Genomic DNA, 20,758 nt, shown 5'->3' on the forward strand with positions numbered 1-20,758 from the left:
TCTCTCCCAACCCACCTCACCGAGGAGCCACCATGCAACGCAGACAACTGATCCAGGCCGCCGGCGCATTGCCTGTACTGTCATTCGCAACGCTTGCCGCCCGCACCGCCTTTGCCTTCGACGGCCCCGAACTCTATGTGGGCGAAAAAGCGCTGTATGCCGAGGCGCAGAAGGAAGGCCTGTGCGTATCGTTCGACACGGGGCCCGAGTGGGCCAACTGGAAGTCGCTGTTCCGTGACTTCAAGAAGCGCTACCCCGAGATCGAGCTGACCTACAACGACCTCGGCTCCGCCGCCACCGTGGTGGCGCTCGAAAAGACCAAACGCCGCCCCCAGGCCGACACCGCCTATTACTTCGCGGCATCGGCCGTCGACGCGGCGAAGAAGGACGTGGTCGCCCCCTTCAAGCCCGTCAACTTCGACAAGCTGCCGCCGGTGTTCCGCGAGGCCGAGGGCCGCTGGTTCACCATCCACACGCTCAACATCGCCTTCCTGGTCAACAAGAAGCTGGTGAAGAACGTGCCCAGCGGCTGGCCCGACCTGCTCAAGCCCGAGTTCAAGAACACGGTGGTCTACCTGGACCCGCGCTCCACCGGCATCGGCCAGGTGCTGACCTTTGCTGCAGCCTACGCCAACGGCGGCAGCGTGGACAACGTGCAGCCCGGCACCGACTACCTGGGCAAGCTGCATGCGGCCGGCAACGTGCTGCGGGTGGAGGGCACCACGCCCTACGCCAAGTTCTTGAAGGGGGAGATTCCCGTCTGGATCAGCTACGAGAACGATGGCCTCAAGGCCAAGCATGTCGACGGCATGGGCGATGCGGTCGAGGTGGTGATCCCCAAGGAGGCCAGCGTGGCCGCGCCTTATGCAATCAGCCTGGTGAAGAATGGCCCCAACCCCAATGCCGGCAAGCTCTGGCTCAACTTCATCATGAGCGAGGCCGGTCAGTCGTTGTTCGCCCAGGGCTTCGTGCGCCCTGCCGTGCCGGGCACGCCGCTGTCCGCCGACGTGGCCGCGAAGATGCCCTCTGCACCGCAGATCCGCCCGCTTGACGTGGTCAAGGCCTCTGAACGCAAGGCCGAGGTGGACCGCCTGTGGGCCCTGGCCGCACTGGGCAGCAAGTAGGTTCGCCGGCATGCGACGCTTCGGCGCCTGGCCCGCATGGGCCTTCATGGCGCTTTTTTTCGCGGTGCCGCTGGCCGCGCTGTTGCCCGAGGCCTTCGGCGACGGCGGCAGTGCCTTCGCGCGGTTGTTCGGCAACCCGTTGTTCCTCGGTGCGCTGCGCAACACGCTGGCCCTGGGGCTGGCGGCGGGCGCGGTGTCGGCGCTGGTGGGCACCTGCATCGCCATCGAACTGGCACGACAGGTTCCATCGCGGCGCCAGTGGATGATGACCCTGCTGGGCCTGCCACTGGCCTTCTCGGGCCTGGTGATCGCCTACGGCTTCATCCTGGCCTTCGGGCGCGCGGGCTTCGTCACGCAATTGCTGGCGGGCCTGGGTGGTGACCCGGCCGTGATCGGCAGCTGGATCTACAGCGTCTCGGGCCTGGGCGTGGCCTATGCCTACTACCTGATCCCGCGCGTGGCGCTGTCGCTGTACCCGGTGTTCGCCAACCTGGACCTGCGCCCGGTGCAGGCCGCGCGCACGCTGGGCGCGTCGCGCGCGCGGGCCTTCTGGGACACGGTGGTGCCCGAGGTGCTGCCCTCGGTGCTGTCCAACGCCTGCATGGTGGCAGCGATCGCCATGGGCACCTACGGCACGGCGCTGGCGCTAGTGGGCACGCAGCTCAACATCCTTCCGCTGATGCTGCTGGCGCAGGTCAGTGATGGCGGGTCGGATTTCGCGGTGGCAGCGGCCTTGTCGCTGGTGCTGATGGTGGTGTGTGTGGTGGTGATGGGAGTGGGTGATGTCTTTACGCGAAGGCGCGAGCGCAATGCAGGCCATTGAACGGCCCATGGCGGCCTGGCCGGCGCCGGTGGTACAGGCGCTGCAGCGTCTGGCCGCGAAGCAGAAGAGCTCTGGGCGCCACCGCCAGCCGGTGGCCGTGATCGGGCCGGGCGATGCCAACGAGGCCGAGTGCGCCGCCGCCTATGCTGTGGCGCATGCGCTGGCGGGCGCCGGCATGGTGGTGATCTGCGGCGGGCGTGGTGGGGTCATGGCCGCCGCATCGCGCGGGGCGACCGAGGCTGGGGGCATGGCCGTCGGCATCCTGCCTGAGGACGATGACTCCCAGGCCAATGCGTGGTTGAGCGTGGCTGTGCCCACCGGCATGGGGGAGATGCGCAATGCCATCATCGCGCGCGCAGGCGTCTGTCTGGTGGCCATCGGCAGCAACATGGGCACCTTGTCGGAGATGGCCATGGGCCTCAAGTGGGGCAAGCCCGTGTTCGTGCTGTACGGCGGCGTGGCGCTGCCGGGGGCCGTGCCCGCCAGCGGCCTGGACGACCTGCTGGCCAAGGTGCTGGACTGTCTGCTGGCATAGTGGTGCACTGCGATCAGTCGTCTGCTTGCAGGGTCACGTCCAGCGCATCCTCCAGGGCCCACAGTGCCTCATCGCCCAGCGCACCCACGAAGACCCGCATGCCATCGCTCCACTCCACCAGGCAGGCGGCATGCCCGGGCTGGACATAGGCGCGCATTTCGTTGACCGTGCCTGCATGGTGCCAATGGGTGTCGAGCATGCGCAAGGTTGCGGGTCCCGCCAGACCCGAAGCAGCATGCGGCAGCGCTTCGCCAAAGGTGGCCTGCCAGACCAGCATGGTGGCGAGGAATTCCGAGCACTGCTCGCACACGAGGTGCCACTGCGTGGCATCGCCCGTGGTGGTGATCCACACGCAAGGGTCGTCGCCCGCCGCGGCACCGCAGTCCACGCCATAGCGCACCACATCCTGGTTTTCTTCCAGGAACACCAGTTTGCCGTCCTGCACGCTCCAGTCGGCTGGCGGCAGGAACTGGTCGTACACGGTGGTGAAGTCGTGCGCGTTGCCGGCCAGCAGGTAGAAAGCCCGCAGCGCCTGTGGCACCGTGAGGTCCAGGGACTGTTCTGCCCGTGCAATGGCATGCGGGTCCACCGCATCCGTGGGTGTGAGCGGGCGGCCCAGCATCTGGAACAGGTCGGGGTAGGGCAGGGGTGGCATGGTGTTGTGCTGGCTCATTGCAAGGGCTTTATGCTGCCAGACCTGCGCGCCAGGCCACGCGCCACGCGCTCGATGGCGGCCTGCAGCAGGTCGCGCAGACTGGGCGGCTCCAATACCTCGAATTCCACGTCCAGTGCCAGCAGCCAGTGCACCAGCGTGCTTTGCTGGTGGGCGCCGCAGGACAGGACGCAGCTTGCGTCGTCCAGCGCCTCCAGCACGCCGGCCGACGGCGGTATGCGCCGCGCCATTGTGGCGTGCGGCTGGTGCAGCACGACGCGCGCCTGCTGCGGGTACTGCGACAGCGCCACCGAGCGCGAGACATAGGCGCGCAGGTTCCCTCCGTCCGGGCCGGGCCGGGGCGCGAAGTGGGCCCCCGCCGTCGCATCCCCGGCCATGCGGTCGATGCGGAAGGTGCGCCAGTCGCTGCGCGCCGGGTCCCAGGCCACCAGGTACCAGCGCTGGCCGCTGTGCACCAGGCCCTGCGGCTCCACGCTGCGCTGGCTGGCCTGGCCCTTGCCGTCCAGGTAGGCGAAATCCACCCGCAACTGGTCGCGGCAGGCCGTGGCCAGCACCGAGAGCACTGCAGCATGCACCGTGGGGCCCACATGCTCGGTGGGCAGGATGGCCGAGCGCAGTGCATCGATGCGCTTGCGCAGGCGCGTAGGCATGACCTGTTCGAGCTTGACCATGGCGCGCAGCGAGCTTTCCTCCACCCCGCCCACGGTGCCGGCCGTGGCCAGGCGCAGGGCGATCGCCACGGCCAGGGCCTCCTCGTCGTCGAGCAGCAGCGGTGGCAGGGCCTGGCCGGCGCGGAACGCATAGCCACCGGCCACGCCGCTGCTGGCGTGGATGGGGTAGCCCAGCTCGCGCAACCGGTCGATGTCGCGGCGCAGCGTGCGCGGGTGGATTTCCAGTCGCTCGGCCAGTTCGGCACCTGCCCAGTGGCTGCGGGTCTGCAGCAGGGAGAGCACGCGCAGCAGGCGGGAAGTCGAAGACAGCATGGAAATGAATGTACGTCGAATTGAGGGCTGAATCTGTCCGCAATGTATCCTACATTGCATCCACGTTCCCGGCGCAGTGCCGAAACGGATTGAACCCTCAACAAACCACGTCAAGGAGCCTCCCATGTCCATCGTTCTCTACTGGCATCCCATGTCCAGCGCCACCCCCATCGCCAGCGCGCTGGTCGAACTGGGCATTCCCCACGAGCGCATCGCGCTGGACCTGAAGGCCGGCGACCAGCATCGGTCCGAATTCCTGGCCCTCAACCCCAATGGCAAGGTGCCCACCATGGTGGTGGACGGCAACCCCATGTTCGAGACCCTGGCCATCCACTTCTGGCTGGCCGGGCAGTACGGGGTGGAGCGCGGCCTGTGGCCCAGGGAGGGCACGGCCGAGCGCATGCAGGCCCTGTCCTGGTCCGCCTGGGCCTATGTGAGCTACGGTGCGGTGCTGGTGCGCCTGCACCTGGCCACGCAGGGGGAGGAGGCGTTGCGCAGCGAGGTGCATGCGGCCGCTGCGCGCAGTGGCCTGGACCAGTTGCTGGCCGTGCTCAATGCGCGCCTGGCCGCACAGCCCTGGATGCTGGGCGCCGACTATTCTCTGGTGGACCTGATCGTGGGTGCGGTCATCGGCTACAGCGTCTACGTCGGTGCGCCGGTGGCATCGCACCCGCATGTGCAAGCCTGGCTCGATCGGGTGCAGGCGCGCCCGGCCATGCAATTGAAGGCTGACTGATTACAGCAGCAGGAACGCAGCGGCCGCCACCGCCGTGGGCGCCAGTGCACCCAGCAGCAGGCCGCCTGCGCCAATCGTCTCATCGGCGAAGCCGCGCTTGAGCAGGGCCACGCCCGCCGGGTTGGGGGCATTGGCGATCACGGTGAGGCCGCCGCCGGCCACGGCGCCGGCCACCAGCATGTACTTGGCGGGGTCGGAGATGCCCTCGATGAGCGATCCCAGGTAGGTCAAGGCCGCGTTGTCGGTGATGGCCGTCAGGCCCAGGGCCCCGGCAAACAGGGCCAGCGGCTGCAGGCTGGAGACGATGGGCTGCAGCCACCATTGCTGCATGCCGCCCAGCACCACCAGCCCGGCCAGGAAGAAGCCCACCAGCAACGCCTCTTTGAGGATGAGCGGGCTTTGGTGGCGCGCGTAGGCTTGGGTGTAGCCCAGGAACATCAGAAAAATTCCTAAAAACACGACCGGGTGGTGCGCAAACAGCACCACACCTGCCAGCAGGGCGATGTGCACGGCAGCGACGGATGCGGGCACGGGGCGTTGGTCGGCTGCGGCTTCATCGGCCTGCAGGGCTGCGGCCGTGGGCAGGTGGTGGCGCAGCGCAAAGGCGCAGGCGGTGGCGTTGACCAGCACGGCCAGGGCGGCCTTCCAGCCAAAGGTGGTGAGCATGAAGGCGCTGTCCCAGCCCCAGGTGGCGGCCACCATCAGCACGGGGGGGGCGGCGTACGAGGTGAGCGTGCCGCCAATGGACACGTTGACGAAGAGCACGCCCAGCGCCAGGTACTTGAGCCGCTCGGGCACGGTGGGGCGGAAGATTTGCGGGGCCAGCATGAGGGCGGCAATGGTCATGGCGGCGGGCTCGGTGATGAGCGAGCCCAGCAGCGGCACGGCGGCCAGGCCAAGCCAGGCGGTGACGAGCGGGGTGGGCAGGGGGGTGATGCGCGCCAGCGTGCCCACGGCCGCCATCACGGTGCGCAGCACGGGGCGCGATGCGGCGATGACCATGACGACGAACACAAACAGGGGCTCGGTGTAGTTGCGCGATTCGGCGTACTGCAGGGCCTGTGGGCCGTCTACAGCCAGCGCCATGGCCACGATGAGCACCATAGCCCAGAAGCCAAAGACCACCTCGACCTCGCCGAGCAGGTGAAACAGCCCGGCGTGGCGCGGGTAGCGGTGCGAGAGCCGCTCGAAGAATTTGACGGAGAAGGTGTGCAGCAACGCCAGGCCAAACAGGGCGGCGGCAATCCATTGGATGAGAGGGGTGTTCATGCAGGCAAGCGGTCGTAGAAAAGCCGCGAGGCGGCCCGACCTTCGCTGTACCTGTTGCGCCGGTTTGCGCAGACACCCAGCGGGGATTTTAACGGCTGGGGCTGTGCACCTGCGTAGGAGAAGGGCGCCCTGGCGTACGGGCGCTGCTACATCGCCTTGAACAGGTGGGCGTAGAGGCGGCTCACGGCCACGCGTTCGGGGCGTCCGCGCAGGTTCAGGTGCAGCTTGCCGGATTCGTCGCGCACCACGGTGGCGATGGCGCTGGCTCGCACCAGCGTGCTGCGGTGCACTTGCCAGAATTCCTGCGGGTCGAGTTGGTCCGTCAGCTCTTTGAGAGGGGTGCGGATGAGGTACTCGGCGCTGGCGGTGAGCACGCGCACGTACTTGTCTGCGGCCTCAAAGTACAGCACGTCGCCCACGGGCACCATGTGGATCTGGCTGCCGTGGCTGGCCTGGATGACGTTGAGGCGCGGGGGCTGCTGCGGTGTTGCCAGTGGCGTGGGTGCGAGCGGGGCGCCAGGTGTCGCGCCGGGCCACAGGCTGGGCTGGGCCAGCAGTTGGCGCAACTGGTCTACGGTGCGTTGCAGGCTGGGCTCCAGCGCCTGCGTGTGTGCCTGCATGTCTGTCTGGGTGTGTGCCGGGGCCGGGGGGGCAATGCTTGGAATTGCTATTAAATCAGTAGCTGCTTGCGCTTTATTTATAAGCGCTAGACGCAGTTTTTGCGCTGTTTTTTGCAGCCGGGCGCTTTGCACGGGCTTGAGCAGGTAGTCCACCGCCTGGGCCTCAAAGGCTTGCACGGCGTACTGGTCGTAGGCGGTGACAAACACCAGCGCCGGAAAGGGCCGGTCGGCGGGCCAGGCGTCTGCCAGCGCTACGGCGGCGTCCAGCCCCGTCTGGCCGGGCATGCGGATGTCGAAGAACAGCACGTCGGGCTGCAGCGCCAGCGCTTGCTGCACGGCCGAGAGGCCGTCGCCCACGGTGGCGGCAATCTGCAGCTCGGGCCAAGCGGTGTGCAGCTCTTGTTGCAGCGCGGCGGCCAGCAAAGGTTCGTCTTCGGCGATGAGGGCGCGCGGGGCTGCGGGTGTCATGGGTACTGACTTTTTAAAGGAAAACGCACGCTAGCACTGGTACCGCCAGCGCTGGCAGCTATTAAATCGAGAGTGCCTGCGCTGCCGTGCAGGGTGGCCAGCCGCTCGCGCACCTGGGCCAGACCAAAGTGAGTGCTGGCGGCGGGGTCGGTGGTGCCGGGCGTGGGGTGGGCGCCATGGCCCAGGCCCACGCCGGTGTCGGCCACTTCCAGCACCAGGTATGGGGTGGCTGGCGATGGCGGCGATGAAGTTGGGCTAGGCTGCATGCTGGCCCGCACGGTGATGTGTCCGCCCGCCACCTGCGGCTCCAGCCCATGGCGGATGGCGTTTTCTACCAGTGGCTGCAGCAGCAGCGGGGGCACGGGCACCTGGCGTAGGGCGTCGGGCAAGTCCAGCGTGTAGTGCAGGCGCGGGCCCATGCGCACGGCCATCAGCTCCAGGTAGTCGCGCAGGCGGTCAAACTCGTCGGCCAGGGGGTGCTGGGTGGCGCGCGATGCCACCAGCGTGGCGCGCAGGTAGGCAATCAGGTGGTCGAGCATGGCCTGGGCGCGGGCCGGGTCCAGGGCAATCAGCACGCGCAGGTTGGCCAGGGTGTTGAAGAGCATGTGCGGCTCAAGCTGGGTTTCCAGCAGCTTCAGGCGTGCCTCGCTGGCATGCAGCCGCGCCTCGGCCATCTTGCCCTCCAGGTAGGCAGATTTGTGGGTGCTGTAGAAGTAGTAAGAGCCCGCTATCCCCGCCATCGCAGTGATGAGGATGGATGACCGCAGGCTGGGCGCGCCGCTGGAGGTAAACCGAAAGTAGTGGGTACACAGCGCATCTGCCAGCGCGCTACCCGCCAGATAGCCCACGGCAATGCCTGCAAACACCAAGGCGAACCCTTGCCAGCCTGCGGGCCAGCCGGTCTCTGCTGCAGAAGGAATCCACTCGCGCCCCAGGTCGATGATGGCCCAGGTGAAGGTGCCTATCAGCACCGAATACACGACCAGCGGGCCGTAGGCCCGGTCTGGCATGAAGGCGTACTGGATGGTGGCAACGGCCAGTGTGAACGCCAGCACTTGCAGAAAGTGCCTCAGCTTGCTGATCCAGTCTGTGGCGCGCCAGAGGGTCATGGGCGGTCCGTGCGGTTGTGCTCACGTTGCAGGGCATCGCGCTCGCGTTGCACCATGCGTTCGCGCAGCCCGCTTCCACTGCCCAGGGCAAATACAGAAATACCGTGCATCACTACCCCTAGCCCCCAGCCCAGCAGGGGATACACCGACCACGGCCGGGTGCCAAATGCGCGATCAGACAGCGCAAACATCACGGCGTTGACCAGCAGGTAGGCCGCAGCATGCAGATACCAACCCAGTTTGGCCTGGGCTCGCCGGTGGGCCAGGGCCTCCAGTGCGTCGGGAGGGAGGGGCAGGGGCATGGCGGACTGGTTCATCAAAGTGTTGGAAGATTCTAGGGAGAAACCACGGGTGGATGACGGCTTTTCTCTGGCCCCGTTGTTTCCGCCGCTCCCGCAGATCCGGTCAATGCACGACGTCTGCCATCACCGCATGCGCTGGGGCTGGCAACAGAAGATGCCGCCTCAAGAACGCGATGATGCGAGCGTCCATGTCTGGCAGCACCGATCTATCAAAGCCCTCGGGGTCGGCCAGCAGGTGCTGGCTTGTGCTGTCCAAAAGCTCCATCGGCGGCATGGGCGAGAGCATGACGCTGTGCCCTGCTTGGGGCAGGTGGGCAATGCGTTCACAAGCGGGGCATGCAGCGGCCACGGCTTCGCCATGCCAGCGGGGTGTCAGCCATAGGTCCTGCCCCGCAGTGACCAAGCCCAGCGGAACGCGCGGGTGCCGCAGCGAATCCAGATCAAAGTCCGCTGCCGCAGGGACGCCGGCCACCGCAGCGGCAATGCGAGGGTCGTGCGCGCTCACGGGCTCGGGGTCATTGAAGCGCTGCCGCAGCACACCGCTGGCCGATGCCTTTTTGAGGCCGTCCAGCCAGCCCCCTGTCAGCCGGGTGTAGGTGCCTACGCAGGCATTGAAGTCCTCTGCCATGTGTGCTTGGCAATGTGCTACGAACCGGGCCGCAGACCACACGCCGCCCGCCAGGCTGAGGGCCGTATGGCCGCCAGCAGACTGGCCCGCCACACCCACCCGGTCCAGCTGCAGCATGGGGCCGAACTGGGACGATGCTGCGACTGCATCGATGGCTCTGGACACTTCTGCAGGCCGTCGGCGCCAACTTTCAGGCCCTGGGGTGGAGGTGTCCCGGTAGTTGTCGCCCCGGTGCAGCGGCATGGCCACCACGAAGCCGGCTTCCACCATCCGCTGGGCCAAGTCGGCATGCACCCAGGGGTTGCCACCCGATCCATGAGAGAACACGACGAGCCGCCCGTTGCCGGCTTGAGGGGCCGCGTCAGGTGCCAACTGCAGGGAAAACGGGCCGCGCTGGATCGACTGGTTGGGCGCCTGGGTGGGGTAGAACACGGTGACGGGCTCGTCGCCTTGCTGCCCCGGCAAAGTGGCAAGACCCGTGCCTGCCCAGCTGGTGGCGGCGAGCAGGGCGGCGAAGCCCATGGTCAGCAGGCGCGGGCCAAGGCGCGCAAAGTGCGCGTGTAGCTTGAGAGTGGCGTGCATGATGGTTTTATCCCAGGCGTGCGCGTTCAGCCCGCAGCAGGCGCTCGTACCAGCCGCCGGCGCGTACGAAAACCACCATGCCATGGATAGCCAAGCCCAGTCCCCAACCCATGGCAGGGAAAACGGCCCATGACTTTCCTGACGCTGCCGATAGCACGGCCAGCAGCAGGTTGATCGCCACAAACACCATAGCGTGGATGAACCAGCCCAGCTTGGCTGAGGCACGGCGGCGGGCCATGCGCTCCAATGGGTCAAGCGAGGCGTGGGGGTTGCAGGGGTTCAGGTCATGTGGCATTGCAGGCTCCTTGGTGTAAGTTTGAAGGCGGGTATTCAAGTGAAAAGAGGTGCCGCCGTTGCTGCGGCTGTGGTGAGCGAAGGCGTGGAGGTCGAAGGGAGCGCGTTCAGATCAGCCCCAGGCTGCTCCACAGCCAGTGGCCCAGCAGGCGCTGGGGCAGCAGGGTGAAGGCCCCTGCCACCAGGCAGGCGCCGATGTACACGCCCTGCATGGTTTTGCGGTGGCCCTGGATGTTGCCTCGCACGAGGTAGCGAAAAGACAGTGCAATCAGCCCCAGCGAGACGGGCACCAGCAGATGGATGGGGCCGAAGCCAGCGATGTGCGGGCCTTTGTTGCCATGGATGAAGAGTGCGGACAAGGCCGTAACGACCATGAGCGTGACCCAGGCGTAGCCCGCGGCGCGGTGCAGCCGTGTCCGTTGGGTTTTGCCTAGGCGCGCCCACAGCGCGACAGGGCCCATGGCGGTGGCCAGCAGCGCGGCCGTGAGGTGGATGGCGATGGAGGGGCTGAGGGTCGAGAACGTAGTGGGCAGGGTGGTGGACAGGGCGGTGGTCATGGCGTTTATCTCTGCGGTGTGGCTGGGATGGACGTGACTGTGCCGATGCCCGCACACAGCCACCACCGGTTTGCGACGAACTGCAGGGGCGTGGCGTGAAATGCAGGCTGCTGTGCGCGAGTGGCAGGGGCGCTGCCTGGTCGCAGGCCCTCTTGGGCCGTACAGCAGGAGCCAAAGCCTGCCATGGTGGGACGATAATTTGCGTTTTTGGCGGCCCGCCGGGCTGGAAGGAATTGCGCGTGGATATCGTTTTGCTGGCCAAGGCCGCTGTCATGGGGGTGGTAGAGGGGTTGACCGAGTTTCTTCCCATTTCGTCCACTGGCCATTTGATTCTTGCGGGCTCGCTGCTCGGTTTTGACGATGCCAAAGCCAAGGTGTTTGACATCGCCATCCAGACCGGCGCCATCTTTGCCGTGATCCTGGTGTATTGGCAAAAGATCCGCGCCACGCTGGTGGCGCTGCCCACCGAGCGGCAGGCGCAACGGTTTGCGCTCAATGTGTTCATTGGCTTTTTGCCCGCCGTGGTGCTGGGGCTGCTGTTTGGTAAGGCCATCAAGGCGCACCTGTTCACGCCCGTTGTGGTGGCCACCACGTTCATCGTGGGCGGCTTCATCATCTTGTGGGCCGAGCGCCGTGCGCCCGTGGCCACGCGCATCCAGGCGGTGGACGACATGACCCCGATGGACGCCCTGAAGGTGGGCCTGGTGCAGTGCCTGGCCATGGTGCCTGGCACCAGCCGCAGTGGCTCCACCATCATTGGCGGCATGCTGCTGGGGCTGTCGCGCAAGGCTGCGACGGACTTCTCGTTTTTTCTGGCGATCCCCACGCTGATTGGTGCGGGCGTGTACAGCCTGTACAAAGAGCGGGCCCTGCTGTCGATGGCCGATGCGCCGATGTTCCTGACCGGCTTGGTGTTTTCGTTCATCAGCGCTTGGCTGTGTGTGCGCTGGCTGCTGCGCTACATCAGCACGCACAGTTTCGTGGCGTTTGCCTACTACCGCATTGTGTTCGGTGTGGTGGTGCTGGTCACCGCTTGGCTGGGCTGGGTGCAGTGGGCTGACTGACCCCCTGATCGAAACCAAGCCAGTGCCCCACGTTCAGGCAGGTCATGGATTTGGTGTTCTGCGGTTTGCTGTAGTGCTCTGCGGCGTGGGCGCAGTTGGCAGAGTGGCTGACGCGCCCGATACCGACACCATGTCGCAGCATCAGCCCCTTCCACTGACACGGTCAAGCTCGCGCTGATCAGGTTCTCAAACCGACGACAGCGCCAAATCTCCGGTGTTGCGCCGTACGCAGAACTTGCCACCTTGCTTGCCGCTGTACATGGCGGCGTCTGCCAGCTTGAGCAGCCCAGCGGCGTCCTGGCTGTCATCGGGGGCAATGGCGTAGCCAATGGTCAGGCCCACTTGTACCTGGATCGAGCCCAGCGAGAACGGAGAGTTGAAAGCGTCGAGTAACTTCAGGCCCAGCTCGTGCGCTTGCGCCGGGTTTGGCAGGTGCCCTGTCATCACCACAAATTCATCGCCCCCCAGGCGCGCAATCACGTCCGTTTGGCGCAGGTGGCCCTGCAGTCGTTTGGTCACGGCAACCAGCAGTTCGTCGCCCACATCGTGGCCGTGCTGGTCGTTCACGGGTTTGAAGCCGTCCAGGTCCATCACGTAGACCGCCAGCAGGCTCTCAGGGGCCACGCGCGACAGGGCTGCTGACAGGGCCATTTGCAGCCCGCGCCGATTGGGCAGCCCCGTCAGAGGGTCGGTGTGGGCCAGCGAATGCATGGCGTCCAGCTCTTCACTGGCCAGTTGTGCCTTGATGTGCAGCGCCTTGGTGCGCAGGCCCAGCACGCGCATGAACAGCAGCATGTCCACCGTGGCCGATATCTGAAAGGCGTGCAGGCTCCAGAAGTTGACGGGGATACCCCCATTGATCACGCCAATGGCGACGGCCGAGCCCACCCCATACACGAGCCAGGCGATGAGCAAGGTGGTGCCCATGCTGTCGCCAGAGCGCGCACGTCGCCACGCGCGCGGAACGCTCAGGAGGGAAGGCACAGTCCCCAGCAGGCTCACGATGACGGCCACGGCCTTGAGCGTGAGAAGGTCTAGCGCATGCGCCAGCGCCAGCGCCGTGGTGAGCACCGCGCCCCAGCGCATGATGCGCAGGAATCGGCTTTGGGGGTTGTGTCCCTCCAGCGCCTGGCCCATGAACAAAAAGCACCCGGTGAGAGCCAACAACGACGACAGCCCTACGGCATGGCTGGTCACCCAGGGGCTGTGGCCCCACAGGTATTGCTGGCCCACCCCGAAGAAGTGCAGCGAATACACCAGGCTGCCGCTGGTAAGCAGCGCGTACTGGGCGAACAACGGCTCGCGCAGGCTGACCCACTGTGCCAGGCTGTAGAGAATGAGGCACAGCGCCAATCCTGTCAGCACGCCCTGCAGCATTTGCTCGTCAATGGCTGCGCCCAGCATGCCCGAAGGCGTGTTGAGCGTGATGGGCAAAATCATGGCGCCCTGCGTTGTGACGCGCAGAAGCAACTCGTAGGCTTCACCCGGTGCCAGCACCAGGGGCAGCGCCGGCGTGCGGCCGCGCAGTGGCCGTTCGGCGGGGGGCACCTCGGTGCCCAGCAAGCTGCGCTGAATCACCTCGCCTTTGTGCAGTAGCAGCACTTCAATGCGGTTGAGGTCGGGGTGGTTGATGTCCAGAATCCAGCGGCCTTCGGAGGTGGGGTCGACCTTGAGCGGAATGCGCAGCCACACGGCGTCTGGCCGCACGCCCAGCGTGGCACTTTGGGTCGGGCGCTCAAAGCGGTCCGGCTGCTGGCGCACTTCTTCGACGCTCAGGGTGCCGGGCGGGTCGATCAGCAGCGTGACGACGGGCCAAGCCTGGATTCTGCCTTGGGCATCGCTCAAGAACAGGGGATCCGCCGCTTGCGCGCTCGCGCCCCATGCCCCGGCCAGCAAGCACAGCGCTGCGGCGCGCCAGGCGCTGCGTACCCTCCCCATGCGGCTGCCCCGGCCTGTCAGCCAGTGAACAAGGGGGAGGAGTGCTTGTACAAACACGGTGTGACAGGCTGCACCGACCGTGCCGCGCCTAGAGCAGCCCAGCCGCTTTGGCGGCTGTGGTGGTTGTGGCGGCCTTCATGTCGGGGTACCTGCTGGAGCCTTGCGGCGCAGCGACCACTGCCCGGCGGTGGTGAAGCGGTCTTCCAGTCGGTTGAGCCAGTCGGGCGCATGCGGGTCGTCGCTCCAGCTGGCCATGGTGTCGTCCATCTGGTTCAGAAGTTGGTCGGGCAGCTGCAGCGGTCGGGTCTGGTTCATCAGCACGCGGCTCATGAAGTGGTAACCCACGATGCGCACCAGTGCCCGGGTGATGGAAAACCGGGGCAGCATCGTTTGCACCACATCGTCCACCACCCGCGCTGCCAGCATCACGCACCAGAATGCGCAGCGCGACAGCCAGGGAATCTGCTTTGAGTCCAAGCCCAGGTCTTTCGCTGTCTGTGCCCCGCACAGGTAGCGTGTCATCAGCGGGGGAAACGGCTTGGCGATGGACCAGGGGATGGCCTGGCTCATGGTCTGCATGAGCGCCGCCCCCAGGGCGGGGCGCGGATCGGGCTGCACCGGCTGGGCGCGGCCCCGGGCCTGCATCTGGGCCATCAACGACTCCCCCTGGTGCATGTTTTGCACCATCAGGGCCGGGTCAATGCCCAGCACGTAGCCGACCACGTTCCATGCGTGCAGATAGGCTTCCTCATCGGCAGGGCGCAGGCCCATGCCCAGCTTGCGCATGCTGCGCAGGAACACATAGCCAAAGGTCAGCAGGGTGTAGGCCAGCTCTTCCTGGTTGCAAGGCGCGCCCTGGGCCAAGTCCCAGCCCCGGGCGTACAGCACCTGGTGCATGGAGGTCGCTGCGGCGCCTGTCAGCGGCAGGGGGGGCAGCACGCCGTTGTCACGAATGCGGCTGCGCGCGTCTTGCGGCTTGCCGCGCAAAATCAGATTGCGCACGGTGGCATGAATGAGCCGCACCTTCAGCACCTGCGCCACGCCAGAGCCGCTGGGCTGGGTGAGTCCGCCGAGTAGCATGACCGGAAAAATCATGGCGGCGGTTGCGCGAATGCGATATTCGGTGTGTTGCTCCAGCTGGCCCGTGGTGTGCAGCACGCTGGAGAGGTCCGGGATCACGTAACACTCGGGCAGGCTGGAGCAAAACAGCAAGATGCACGACAGTGCGCCGTGCTGCATGAACAGCTGCTCGGCCCGCTCAATCTTGCGGTGGTCTGCCCAGGGCGGTAGGACCTGGCCCTGCGCCACATAGTCTTGCAAGGCCTGCGCCATGGCGGGCGTCACCCCTTCGCCTTCGGCGCGCCAATGCTGCAGCGCTGCATTGCTGCTCCATTGCCCCAGCAGGCGGTTGACGGTGGCAATGGCCTGCCACTGCTGTGCGTCAAGCGTGGGCATGCCCGAAGGCCAGGGCCCGAGGATGCGCGCGATGGTGTCGTCGGCCAGCGGATCGGTGTCCAGTTGCATAGCATTCAGCTCTGCCTCATTGGCAGCACGCAGATGCGGATTCATCGAGGGGTTCCTTCGGTGCGTCTCGTCTGGGGCAGTGTGGCCTGGTCGGCTATGCGCGCGGCATGGGCCCTGAGCTGCAGTTGCCCCAGCTGCTCAGGCGAAGGCGCAGGCCGGGTTGCAGTCCGCACGCACAGCCGCTCCCCCTCGCCTGGGAAGCGCAAGTCGCTCAATGCGGCGACAGGAGCAGCAACACGGGCAGCACGTGGGGCGGCAACTGGGGCAAAGGGGCAGGGCATGGGCGTGTATCACACTGTAACTAGCTGCTCAGTGTAGGGTAAACGTACGACAACCCCATGCAATTATTTGCGCGCCGTGTTGGCGAACCTGCGGTCTCCTGGCCGCTTGTCTGCGGCGAGCACGGCACACTCGCGCCTGAAGACCCCTGCCTGACCCGGCTGCCGCAGGCTAGCCCGCTGGGCGCTGGTTTGCCTTGCCACCGCCCATGTCGCCGAGGCTTTGCAGATTCAGCACCGATGCCTCGATGGCCGCTGCCGTGGCCAGGGGCTGCTCCATGGGAAAGAGGTGGCTGCCGTCCAGCATCATGGTGCGGCCCTGGGTTACGCGCTGGGTCATGGCCATGCCCACCTGGCGCATTTCTTCCGAATCGCGCCCGCCGATGAATGCTGCGGGACACCGCAGCGGGTGGGCGCTGAGCAGGCGGCCCAGGTTGTGGGGCAGGGTGTTGTAGATGGCGGTTTCCACCGCCCGGTCAAACCCCAGCACACGTTTGCCCGCGTGGTCATGCAAGCCATGCTCAATGTAATCCTGCAGTACCTGGGGATGCCATCGGGCAAAGGCCTTCTTTTTGCGGAAGTGCTCCAGGGCCTCTTCGTTGCTGGTCCAACTTTCGCGGCGGCGGCTGCTGACCTTGCCGGGCGAGATAGAGCCCACCACCTGCGTGCTTTTGGCCATGCCCAATGCATTGGCGCGCCAGCCACCAATCAGGGGCGAGTCGATCAGCACCACGCCGCGCACCAGCTCGGGGTGGCGGGCAGCGGCCATCACGCTCAGAAAGCCGCCCAGCGAGTGCCCCACCAAATACACCGGCCCCCCGACGCGCTGCACCTGGGTTTGCGCAAAGTCGGCCAACTGCTGCACCAGATGGGGCCAGTTGTTGCTGACCGGGTACTGCGGCTCGTGGCCAAAACGCTCCACGGCGCTCACGTCCATGTTCCGCTCGCGCAGGTGCTTGAACAACAGCCGGTAGGTGCCCGCCGGAAAGCTGTTGGCGTGCGAAAACACCACAGGCAGGGGTAGCGCCTGCGGCGCGGATTGGCTGGGCGGGAGGGTCTGGCTGGGCGTGCGTGGCATGGTGGTGTGAAGCGGCTCAGCGCAGGTGGCTCAGATCAGCTTGTCCTGCGGTGTGGTGATTTTGCGCAGCGGCTTGGCGCGCGTGGTGTGGGACAGAATCGGCGCTTGGGTGCTGCCGCCGTTCCAGGCTGGGTCTTCAATGCTGTCGAACACCTCGCGCAGCTTTTGGCCCCAGCTGTTGTGCAGCATGCGGAAGTAGGGGTTGTTCTCGTCAATGCACACCACCTTGTCGGTGGCGAATCGATCGGCCTCGTACACCACCAGGTCCAGCGGCAGGCCCACCGAGAGGTTGGATTTGAGCGTGCTGTCCATGGACACCAGCGCGCACTTGGCGGCCTCTTCCAGAGGCGTTTCAGGGGTCAGCACACGGTCGAGCACGGGCTTGCCGTACTTGGATTCGCCCACCTGGAAGTAAGGCGTCTCAGAGGTCGCTTCGATGAAGTTGCCCGCTGAGTAGACCTGGAACAGGCGCATGCCTTCGCCCTTGATCTGGCCGCCAAACACCATCGACACATTGAAATCCACGCCCGAACGCTTGAGGGCGGCGCCGTCGCGGTCGTGCACATGGCGCACGGCCGCGCCCAGCACGCGGGCAGCGTCGAACATGCTTTTGGCGTTCCAGATGGTGACGGCCTCGCCGTCTTCGCGGTCTTTGACCTGGGTGGTTTGCAAGATCTCACGCACCGACTGGGAGATGCTCAGGTTGCCTGCCGACAGCAGCACCATGAAGCGGTCGCCCGTCTTCTCGTAGATCATCATCTTGCGAAACGAGCTGATCTGGTCCAGGCCTGCGTTGGTTCGGGAATCGGACAGGAACACCAGTCCGGCATTGAGTTTGATGGCGACGCAGTACGTCATTGGATCGAATCGGGAAAAAGACAAAGCGTGGAGTGTAGTGCGCCGCCCAGCAAGTCAGCGGTCACCCAGTTGTCGCCAAGGGGCCTGTGGACGACGATACAGGTGGGTTTGCAGGCACCTGCAGGCCCTCTGTGCAGACATCGATGCTATTAAATATATAGCTGCTAGCGCTTTGATATCAAGCGCTGGAGCCCCATTTGACTGCAATTCAGGAGTGCGAACCCGCCAACCGCTTGAGCTGGTACAGCGCATCCAGCGCTTCGCGCGGGCTGAGCGCATCGGGGTTGATGCCCGACAGGGCGGCCTCCACGGGGCTCGCGCCTGCGTTTTCCGGCTCGGGCGGGGCTGCAAACAGGTCGACCTGGGCTTCGTCCTCGCCCGCGCGCTCTTCCAGCGCGCTCAGGGTGTGGCGGGCGTGGTGCAGCACGGGCGAGGGCATGCCAGCCAGCTTGGCCACTTGGATACCGTAGCTGCGGCTGGCCGGGCCGGGCTGGATCTCGTGCAGGAAGACGATGTCGCTGCCCGCTTCGGCCGCGCTCACGTGCATGTTGACGGCGTGGCGTGCCTTGGTGGGCAGCTCGGTCAATTCAAAGTAGTGCGTGGCAAACAGCGTGAAGGCGCGGGTCTTGTCGTGCAGGTGCGTGGCAATACCGCTGGCCAGGGCCAGGCCGTCAAAGGTGCTGGTGCCCCGGCCAATTTCGTCCATCAGCACCAGGCTGTGGGGCGTGGCGGCGTGCAATATTTGCGCGGCCTCGGTCATCTCCAGCATGAAGGTGGACTGCGCGTTGGCCAGGTCGTCCGCTGCGCCAATGCGGGTGTGGATGGCGTCGATGGGGCCAATGCGGCAGTGGGTGGCGGGCACGTGGCTGCCCATGCAAGCCAGCAGCGTGATGAGTGCCACCTGCCGCATGTAGGTCGATTTACCGCCCATGTTGGGGCCTGTGATGATCTGCATGCGGGTGTTGGCAGTCAGCCGCGTGTGGTTGGCGATGAAGCTGGCGTTCGATGTCTCGGCCAGCCGCGCCTCCACCACCGGGTGACGGCCGCCTTCGATGTCGATGCAGGGCTCGGGCGCAAACTGGGGCGCGCACCAGTTCAGCGTGAGCGAGCGCTCGGCCAGCGTACACAGCACATCGAGCGTGGCCAGGGCCTGCGCCAGTTGCGTGAGGGCGGGCACATGGGGCTGCAGCTGGTCCAAGATCTGCTCGTACAGCCATTTCTCGCGGGCCAGCGCCCGTTCGTTGGCCGACAGCGCTTTGTCTTCAAAGGTCTTCAGCTCGGGCGTGATGAAGCGCTCGGCGTTTTTCAGCGTCTGGCGGCGGCGGTAGTCGTCGGGCACGCGGTCCAGGTAGCTGCCGGTCACTTCAATATAGAAGCCATGCACCTTGTTGAACTGCACGCGCAGGTTAGGGATGCCGGTGCGTGCTTTTTCGCGGGTTTCCAGCTCCAGCAAAAAGCTGTCGCAGTTGGTCTGTATGGCGCGCAGTTCGTCCAGCTCGGTGTCAAAGCCGCTGGCGATCACGCCGCCGTCGCGCACCAAGGCTGCAGGCTCTTCGGCAATGGCGCGGCACAGCAGGTCGGTGCAGCCTGCAGGCGGCTGCAGCTGGCTGAAGATCTGGGCCAAATACGGCTCTGGCACTTGTGCATTGTGCGCAAGCAGCTCTGATTTTTGTAGCGTCTTGCACAGGCCCACCAGTTCGCGGGGGCGCACCTGGCGCAGGGCGATTCGGGCGGTGATGCGTTCCACATCGCTCACGCCCTTGAGTTCGCCGCGCAGCTGCACCCAGGGGCCCGATCCACCGCCCGCACCCCCGGCGCCGCGCAGTGTGGTGGTGGCCGAGAGGCGGCGGCGGGCCTCGGTGCGGTCGCGCTGGGGCTCCAACAGCCAGGTCTTGAGCAGGCGGCTGCCCATGCCCGTCATGCAGGTGTCGAGCAGCGAGAACAGCGTGGGCGCGTCGTCGCCGCGCAAGGTCTTGACCAGTTCCAGGTTGCGCCGCGTGGTGGCGGGCAGGTCGATCAGGTCGTCGCCGCGCTGCACCTGCACCGTGTGCACGTGGGTGAGCTGGCGGCCCTGGGTGTGCTCCGCGTAGGCCAGCAGCCCGGCGGCGGCGGCATGGGCCTCGCCCAGCCCGTGCGCGCCCCAGGCCTGCAGGCTGGCTGCGCCCAGGTGTTCCAGCAGCTTGCGCTCGCCCAGGGCGCTGTCAAATTGCCAGTCGGGCCGCAGGCTCATGGGGCAGGTGAAGGCGCCGCCCTGGCGCATCACCTGCAGTTGCTGCTCAAAGCGCTCGGTCACGCCCGCGCTGTAGATCACTTCGCTCGGGGCCACGCGGCCCAGCCAGTGGGCCAGCTCGTCCTGGGTGCATTCGGCCAGGTGCACACGGCCCTGCGTCACGCTCAGCCACGCCAAGCCGCAGCGCGCGCGCGGGCCCTGGTGCACGGCCAGCAGCATGGATTCGGTTTTGTCAGACAGCAGCTCTGTGTCCGTCAGCGTGCCGGGGGTGACCACGCGCACCACCTTGCGCTCTACGGGGCCTTTGGTGGCACCCACTTCACCCACCTGCTCGGCAATGGCTACCGATTCGCCCATCTTGATGAGGCGGGCCAGGTAGTTTTCAAGCGCGTGAAAGGGCACCCCCGCCATCACCACCGGCTGCCCGCCCGATTGGCCGCGCTGGGTGAGGGTGATGTCGAGCAGGCGGGCTGCCTTCTCTGCGTCTTGCCAGAACACCTCGTAAAAATCGCCCATCCGGTAAAACAGCAGGGTGTCCGGGTACGCGGCCTTCAGGCCCAAATACTGGACCATCATGGGTGTGTGGTGTTCTAGCGTCTCGGACATGCGGGCTGAAAGTGGCTGGAGATGGCGTTTTGGCAGGGGGCTGCGGCGATGAGGCGTGGACTGTAGCAGGGTACAGAAGGGCGCGCGTTTGAGAAATCTCTGCCTTTTTGTTCCGGTTTGCTGTTACCTTTTGACATACTGTCATCATTGCGGCGGCTGTCGTCACCCATCGCCAGGCCCAGACTTTCATTTTTCAGAGATTCCAGAGCGATCGTGATTTCTTCCGAACTGCTGACAGATCTTCTCTACCCCGAGGGCGACAGCCTAATGGGCCCGCATGCGCATGGGCGCATGCAAGCCCTGCTGGACGTGGTGCCTGTCGCGCTGCTGGAGTTCCGCCTGGAGGAAGACCACCTTTACCTGTGGGCGGCCAACGCCGCCGCCCGGCGCATGCCGGGCCTGGGCGCAGTACGTGAGGAGGGCGTGCTGGCCGAGGTCGTTTTTGATTTGCTCGCAGGCACCTCTTTGGTGGAGCAGCT

At 66.0% G+C, this 20,758-nt stretch carries 19 protein-coding genes; 5 read left to right on the top strand and 14 right to left on the bottom strand.

The annotated features are described in order from the left end of the window. Nucleotides 1–32: 32 nt before the first annotated feature. The 3 genes from C8C98_RS16300 to C8C98_RS16310 are packed head-to-tail and all read left to right on the top strand — an operon-like array spanning nucleotide 33 to nucleotide 2,482. Entirely contained in the window at nucleotides 33–1,124 is a 1,092-nt protein-coding gene (locus tag C8C98_RS16300) for an extracellular solute-binding protein (RefSeq protein ID WP_121455139.1), read from the top strand. A 10-nt stretch (nucleotides 1,125–1,134) separates the two neighbouring features. Then, nucleotides 1,135–1,947: an ABC transporter permease gene (locus tag C8C98_RS16305; RefSeq protein ID WP_121455140.1), complete on the top strand. Its 813-nt coding sequence runs from the start codon at nucleotides 1,135–1,137 to the stop codon at nucleotides 1,945–1,947. Further along, on the top strand, nucleotides 1,934–2,482 hold the full coding sequence (locus tag C8C98_RS16310) for a TIGR00725 family protein (protein ID WP_233574572.1): 549 nt from the start codon (nucleotides 1,934–1,936) through the stop codon (nucleotides 2,480–2,482). Before C8C98_RS16305 ends, C8C98_RS16310 begins: the two co-directional genes overlap by 14 nt. 13 nt (nucleotides 2,483–2,495) lie before the next feature. On the opposite strand, the gene C8C98_RS16315 is transcribed toward C8C98_RS16310, so the two are convergent. Beyond that, entirely contained in the window at nucleotides 2,496–3,155 is a 660-nt protein-coding gene (locus C8C98_RS16315; protein ID WP_121455142.1) for an SMI1/KNR4 family protein, read from the bottom strand. Then, the gene (locus C8C98_RS16320; RefSeq protein WP_121455143.1) at nucleotides 3,152–4,138 is read right to left on the bottom strand and encodes a YafY family protein; all 987 of its coding nucleotides are present in this window, start codon (nucleotides 4,136–4,138) and stop codon (nucleotides 3,152–3,154) included. Before C8C98_RS16320 ends, C8C98_RS16315 begins: the two co-directional genes overlap by 4 nt. A 124-nt stretch (nucleotides 4,139–4,262) precedes the next feature. On the opposite strand from C8C98_RS16320, the gene C8C98_RS16325 reads away from it, so the two are divergent. Next, a complete protein-coding gene (locus C8C98_RS16325; RefSeq protein ID WP_121455144.1) occupies nucleotides 4,263–4,874 on the top strand; it encodes a glutathione S-transferase family protein in 612 nt (203 codons plus the stop codon). Here the strand turns inward: C8C98_RS16325 and C8C98_RS16330 are convergent, their stop codons facing one another. From C8C98_RS16330 to C8C98_RS16360, 7 genes are all read right to left on the bottom strand, one after another. Further along, nucleotides 4,875–6,143, bottom strand: a complete 1,269-nt coding sequence (locus C8C98_RS16330) for a putative Na+/H+ antiporter (RefSeq protein ID WP_121455145.1) — start codon at nucleotides 6,141–6,143, stop codon at nucleotides 4,875–4,877. A 146-nt stretch (nucleotides 6,144–6,289) separates the two neighbouring features. Beyond that, nucleotides 6,290–7,231, bottom strand: a complete 942-nt coding sequence (locus C8C98_RS16335) for a LytTR family DNA-binding domain-containing protein (protein ID WP_121455146.1) — start codon at nucleotides 7,229–7,231, stop codon at nucleotides 6,290–6,292. After that, the gene (locus C8C98_RS16340) at nucleotides 7,228–8,340 is read right to left on the bottom strand and encodes a sensor histidine kinase (RefSeq protein WP_121455147.1); all 1,113 of its coding nucleotides are present in this window, start codon (nucleotides 8,338–8,340) and stop codon (nucleotides 7,228–7,230) included. The genes C8C98_RS16335 and C8C98_RS16340 overlap by 4 nt, the downstream gene beginning before the upstream one ends. After that, the gene (locus C8C98_RS16345) at nucleotides 8,337–8,642 is read right to left on the bottom strand and encodes a 2TM domain-containing protein (protein WP_121456321.1); all 306 of its coding nucleotides are present in this window, start codon (nucleotides 8,640–8,642) and stop codon (nucleotides 8,337–8,339) included. The genes C8C98_RS16340 and C8C98_RS16345 overlap by 4 nt, the downstream gene beginning before the upstream one ends. Before the next feature lie 103 nt (nucleotides 8,643–8,745). After that, nucleotides 8,746–9,852: a dienelactone hydrolase gene (locus C8C98_RS16350; RefSeq protein WP_233574573.1), complete on the bottom strand. Its 1,107-nt coding sequence runs from the start codon at nucleotides 9,850–9,852 to the stop codon at nucleotides 8,746–8,748. Nucleotides 9,853–9,859: 7 nt separating this feature from the next. Continuing rightward, entirely contained in the window at nucleotides 9,860–10,147 is a 288-nt protein-coding gene (locus C8C98_RS16355; protein WP_121455148.1) for a 2TM domain-containing protein, read from the bottom strand. Nucleotides 10,148–10,253: 106 nt separating this feature from the next. Next, entirely contained in the window at nucleotides 10,254–10,703 is a 450-nt protein-coding gene (locus C8C98_RS16360) for a DUF2306 domain-containing protein (protein WP_121455149.1), read from the bottom strand. Nucleotides 10,704–10,942: 239 nt separating this feature from the next. On the opposite strand from C8C98_RS16360, the gene C8C98_RS16365 reads away from it, so the two are divergent. Beyond that, complete coding sequence (locus C8C98_RS16365; protein WP_121456323.1) at nucleotides 10,943–11,767, top strand: undecaprenyl-diphosphate phosphatase; 825 nt, start codon at nucleotides 10,943–10,945, stop codon at nucleotides 11,765–11,767. A 186-nt stretch (nucleotides 11,768–11,953) separates the two neighbouring features. Here C8C98_RS16365 and C8C98_RS16370 read toward each other — a convergent pair whose 3' ends face one another. The 5 genes from C8C98_RS16370 to mutS form a co-directional block, all read right to left on the bottom strand. Further along, entirely contained in the window at nucleotides 11,954–13,705 is a 1,752-nt protein-coding gene (locus C8C98_RS16370; protein ID WP_121455150.1) for a diguanylate cyclase, read from the bottom strand. Between the two features lie 135 nt (nucleotides 13,706–13,840). Further along, nucleotides 13,841–15,274 carry an oxygenase MpaB family protein gene (locus tag C8C98_RS16375; RefSeq protein ID WP_121455151.1) on the bottom strand — a complete coding sequence of 478 codons (1,434 nt, stop codon included), beginning with the start codon at nucleotides 15,272–15,274 and terminating at the stop codon, nucleotides 13,841–13,843. 405 nt (nucleotides 15,275–15,679) lie between these two features. Beyond that, nucleotides 15,680–16,585 carry an alpha/beta fold hydrolase gene (locus tag C8C98_RS16380; RefSeq protein WP_121455152.1) on the bottom strand — a complete coding sequence of 302 codons (906 nt, stop codon included), beginning with the start codon at nucleotides 16,583–16,585 and terminating at the stop codon, nucleotides 15,680–15,682. 30 nt (nucleotides 16,586–16,615) lie between these two features. Then, the gene (locus C8C98_RS16385; RefSeq protein WP_121455153.1) at nucleotides 16,616–17,443 is read right to left on the bottom strand and encodes a proteasome-type protease; all 828 of its coding nucleotides are present in this window, start codon (nucleotides 17,441–17,443) and stop codon (nucleotides 16,616–16,618) included. A 208-nt stretch (nucleotides 17,444–17,651) separates the two neighbouring features. Next, the gene (mutS, locus tag C8C98_RS16390; RefSeq protein WP_121455154.1) at nucleotides 17,652–20,279 is read right to left on the bottom strand and encodes a DNA mismatch repair protein MutS; all 2,628 of its coding nucleotides are present in this window, start codon (nucleotides 20,277–20,279) and stop codon (nucleotides 17,652–17,654) included. Nucleotides 20,280–20,758: the final 479 nt, after the last annotated feature.

Source organism: Acidovorax sp. 106 (assembly GCF_003663825.1).
Lineage (GTDB): Bacteria > Pseudomonadota > Gammaproteobacteria > Burkholderiales > Burkholderiaceae_C > Acidovorax.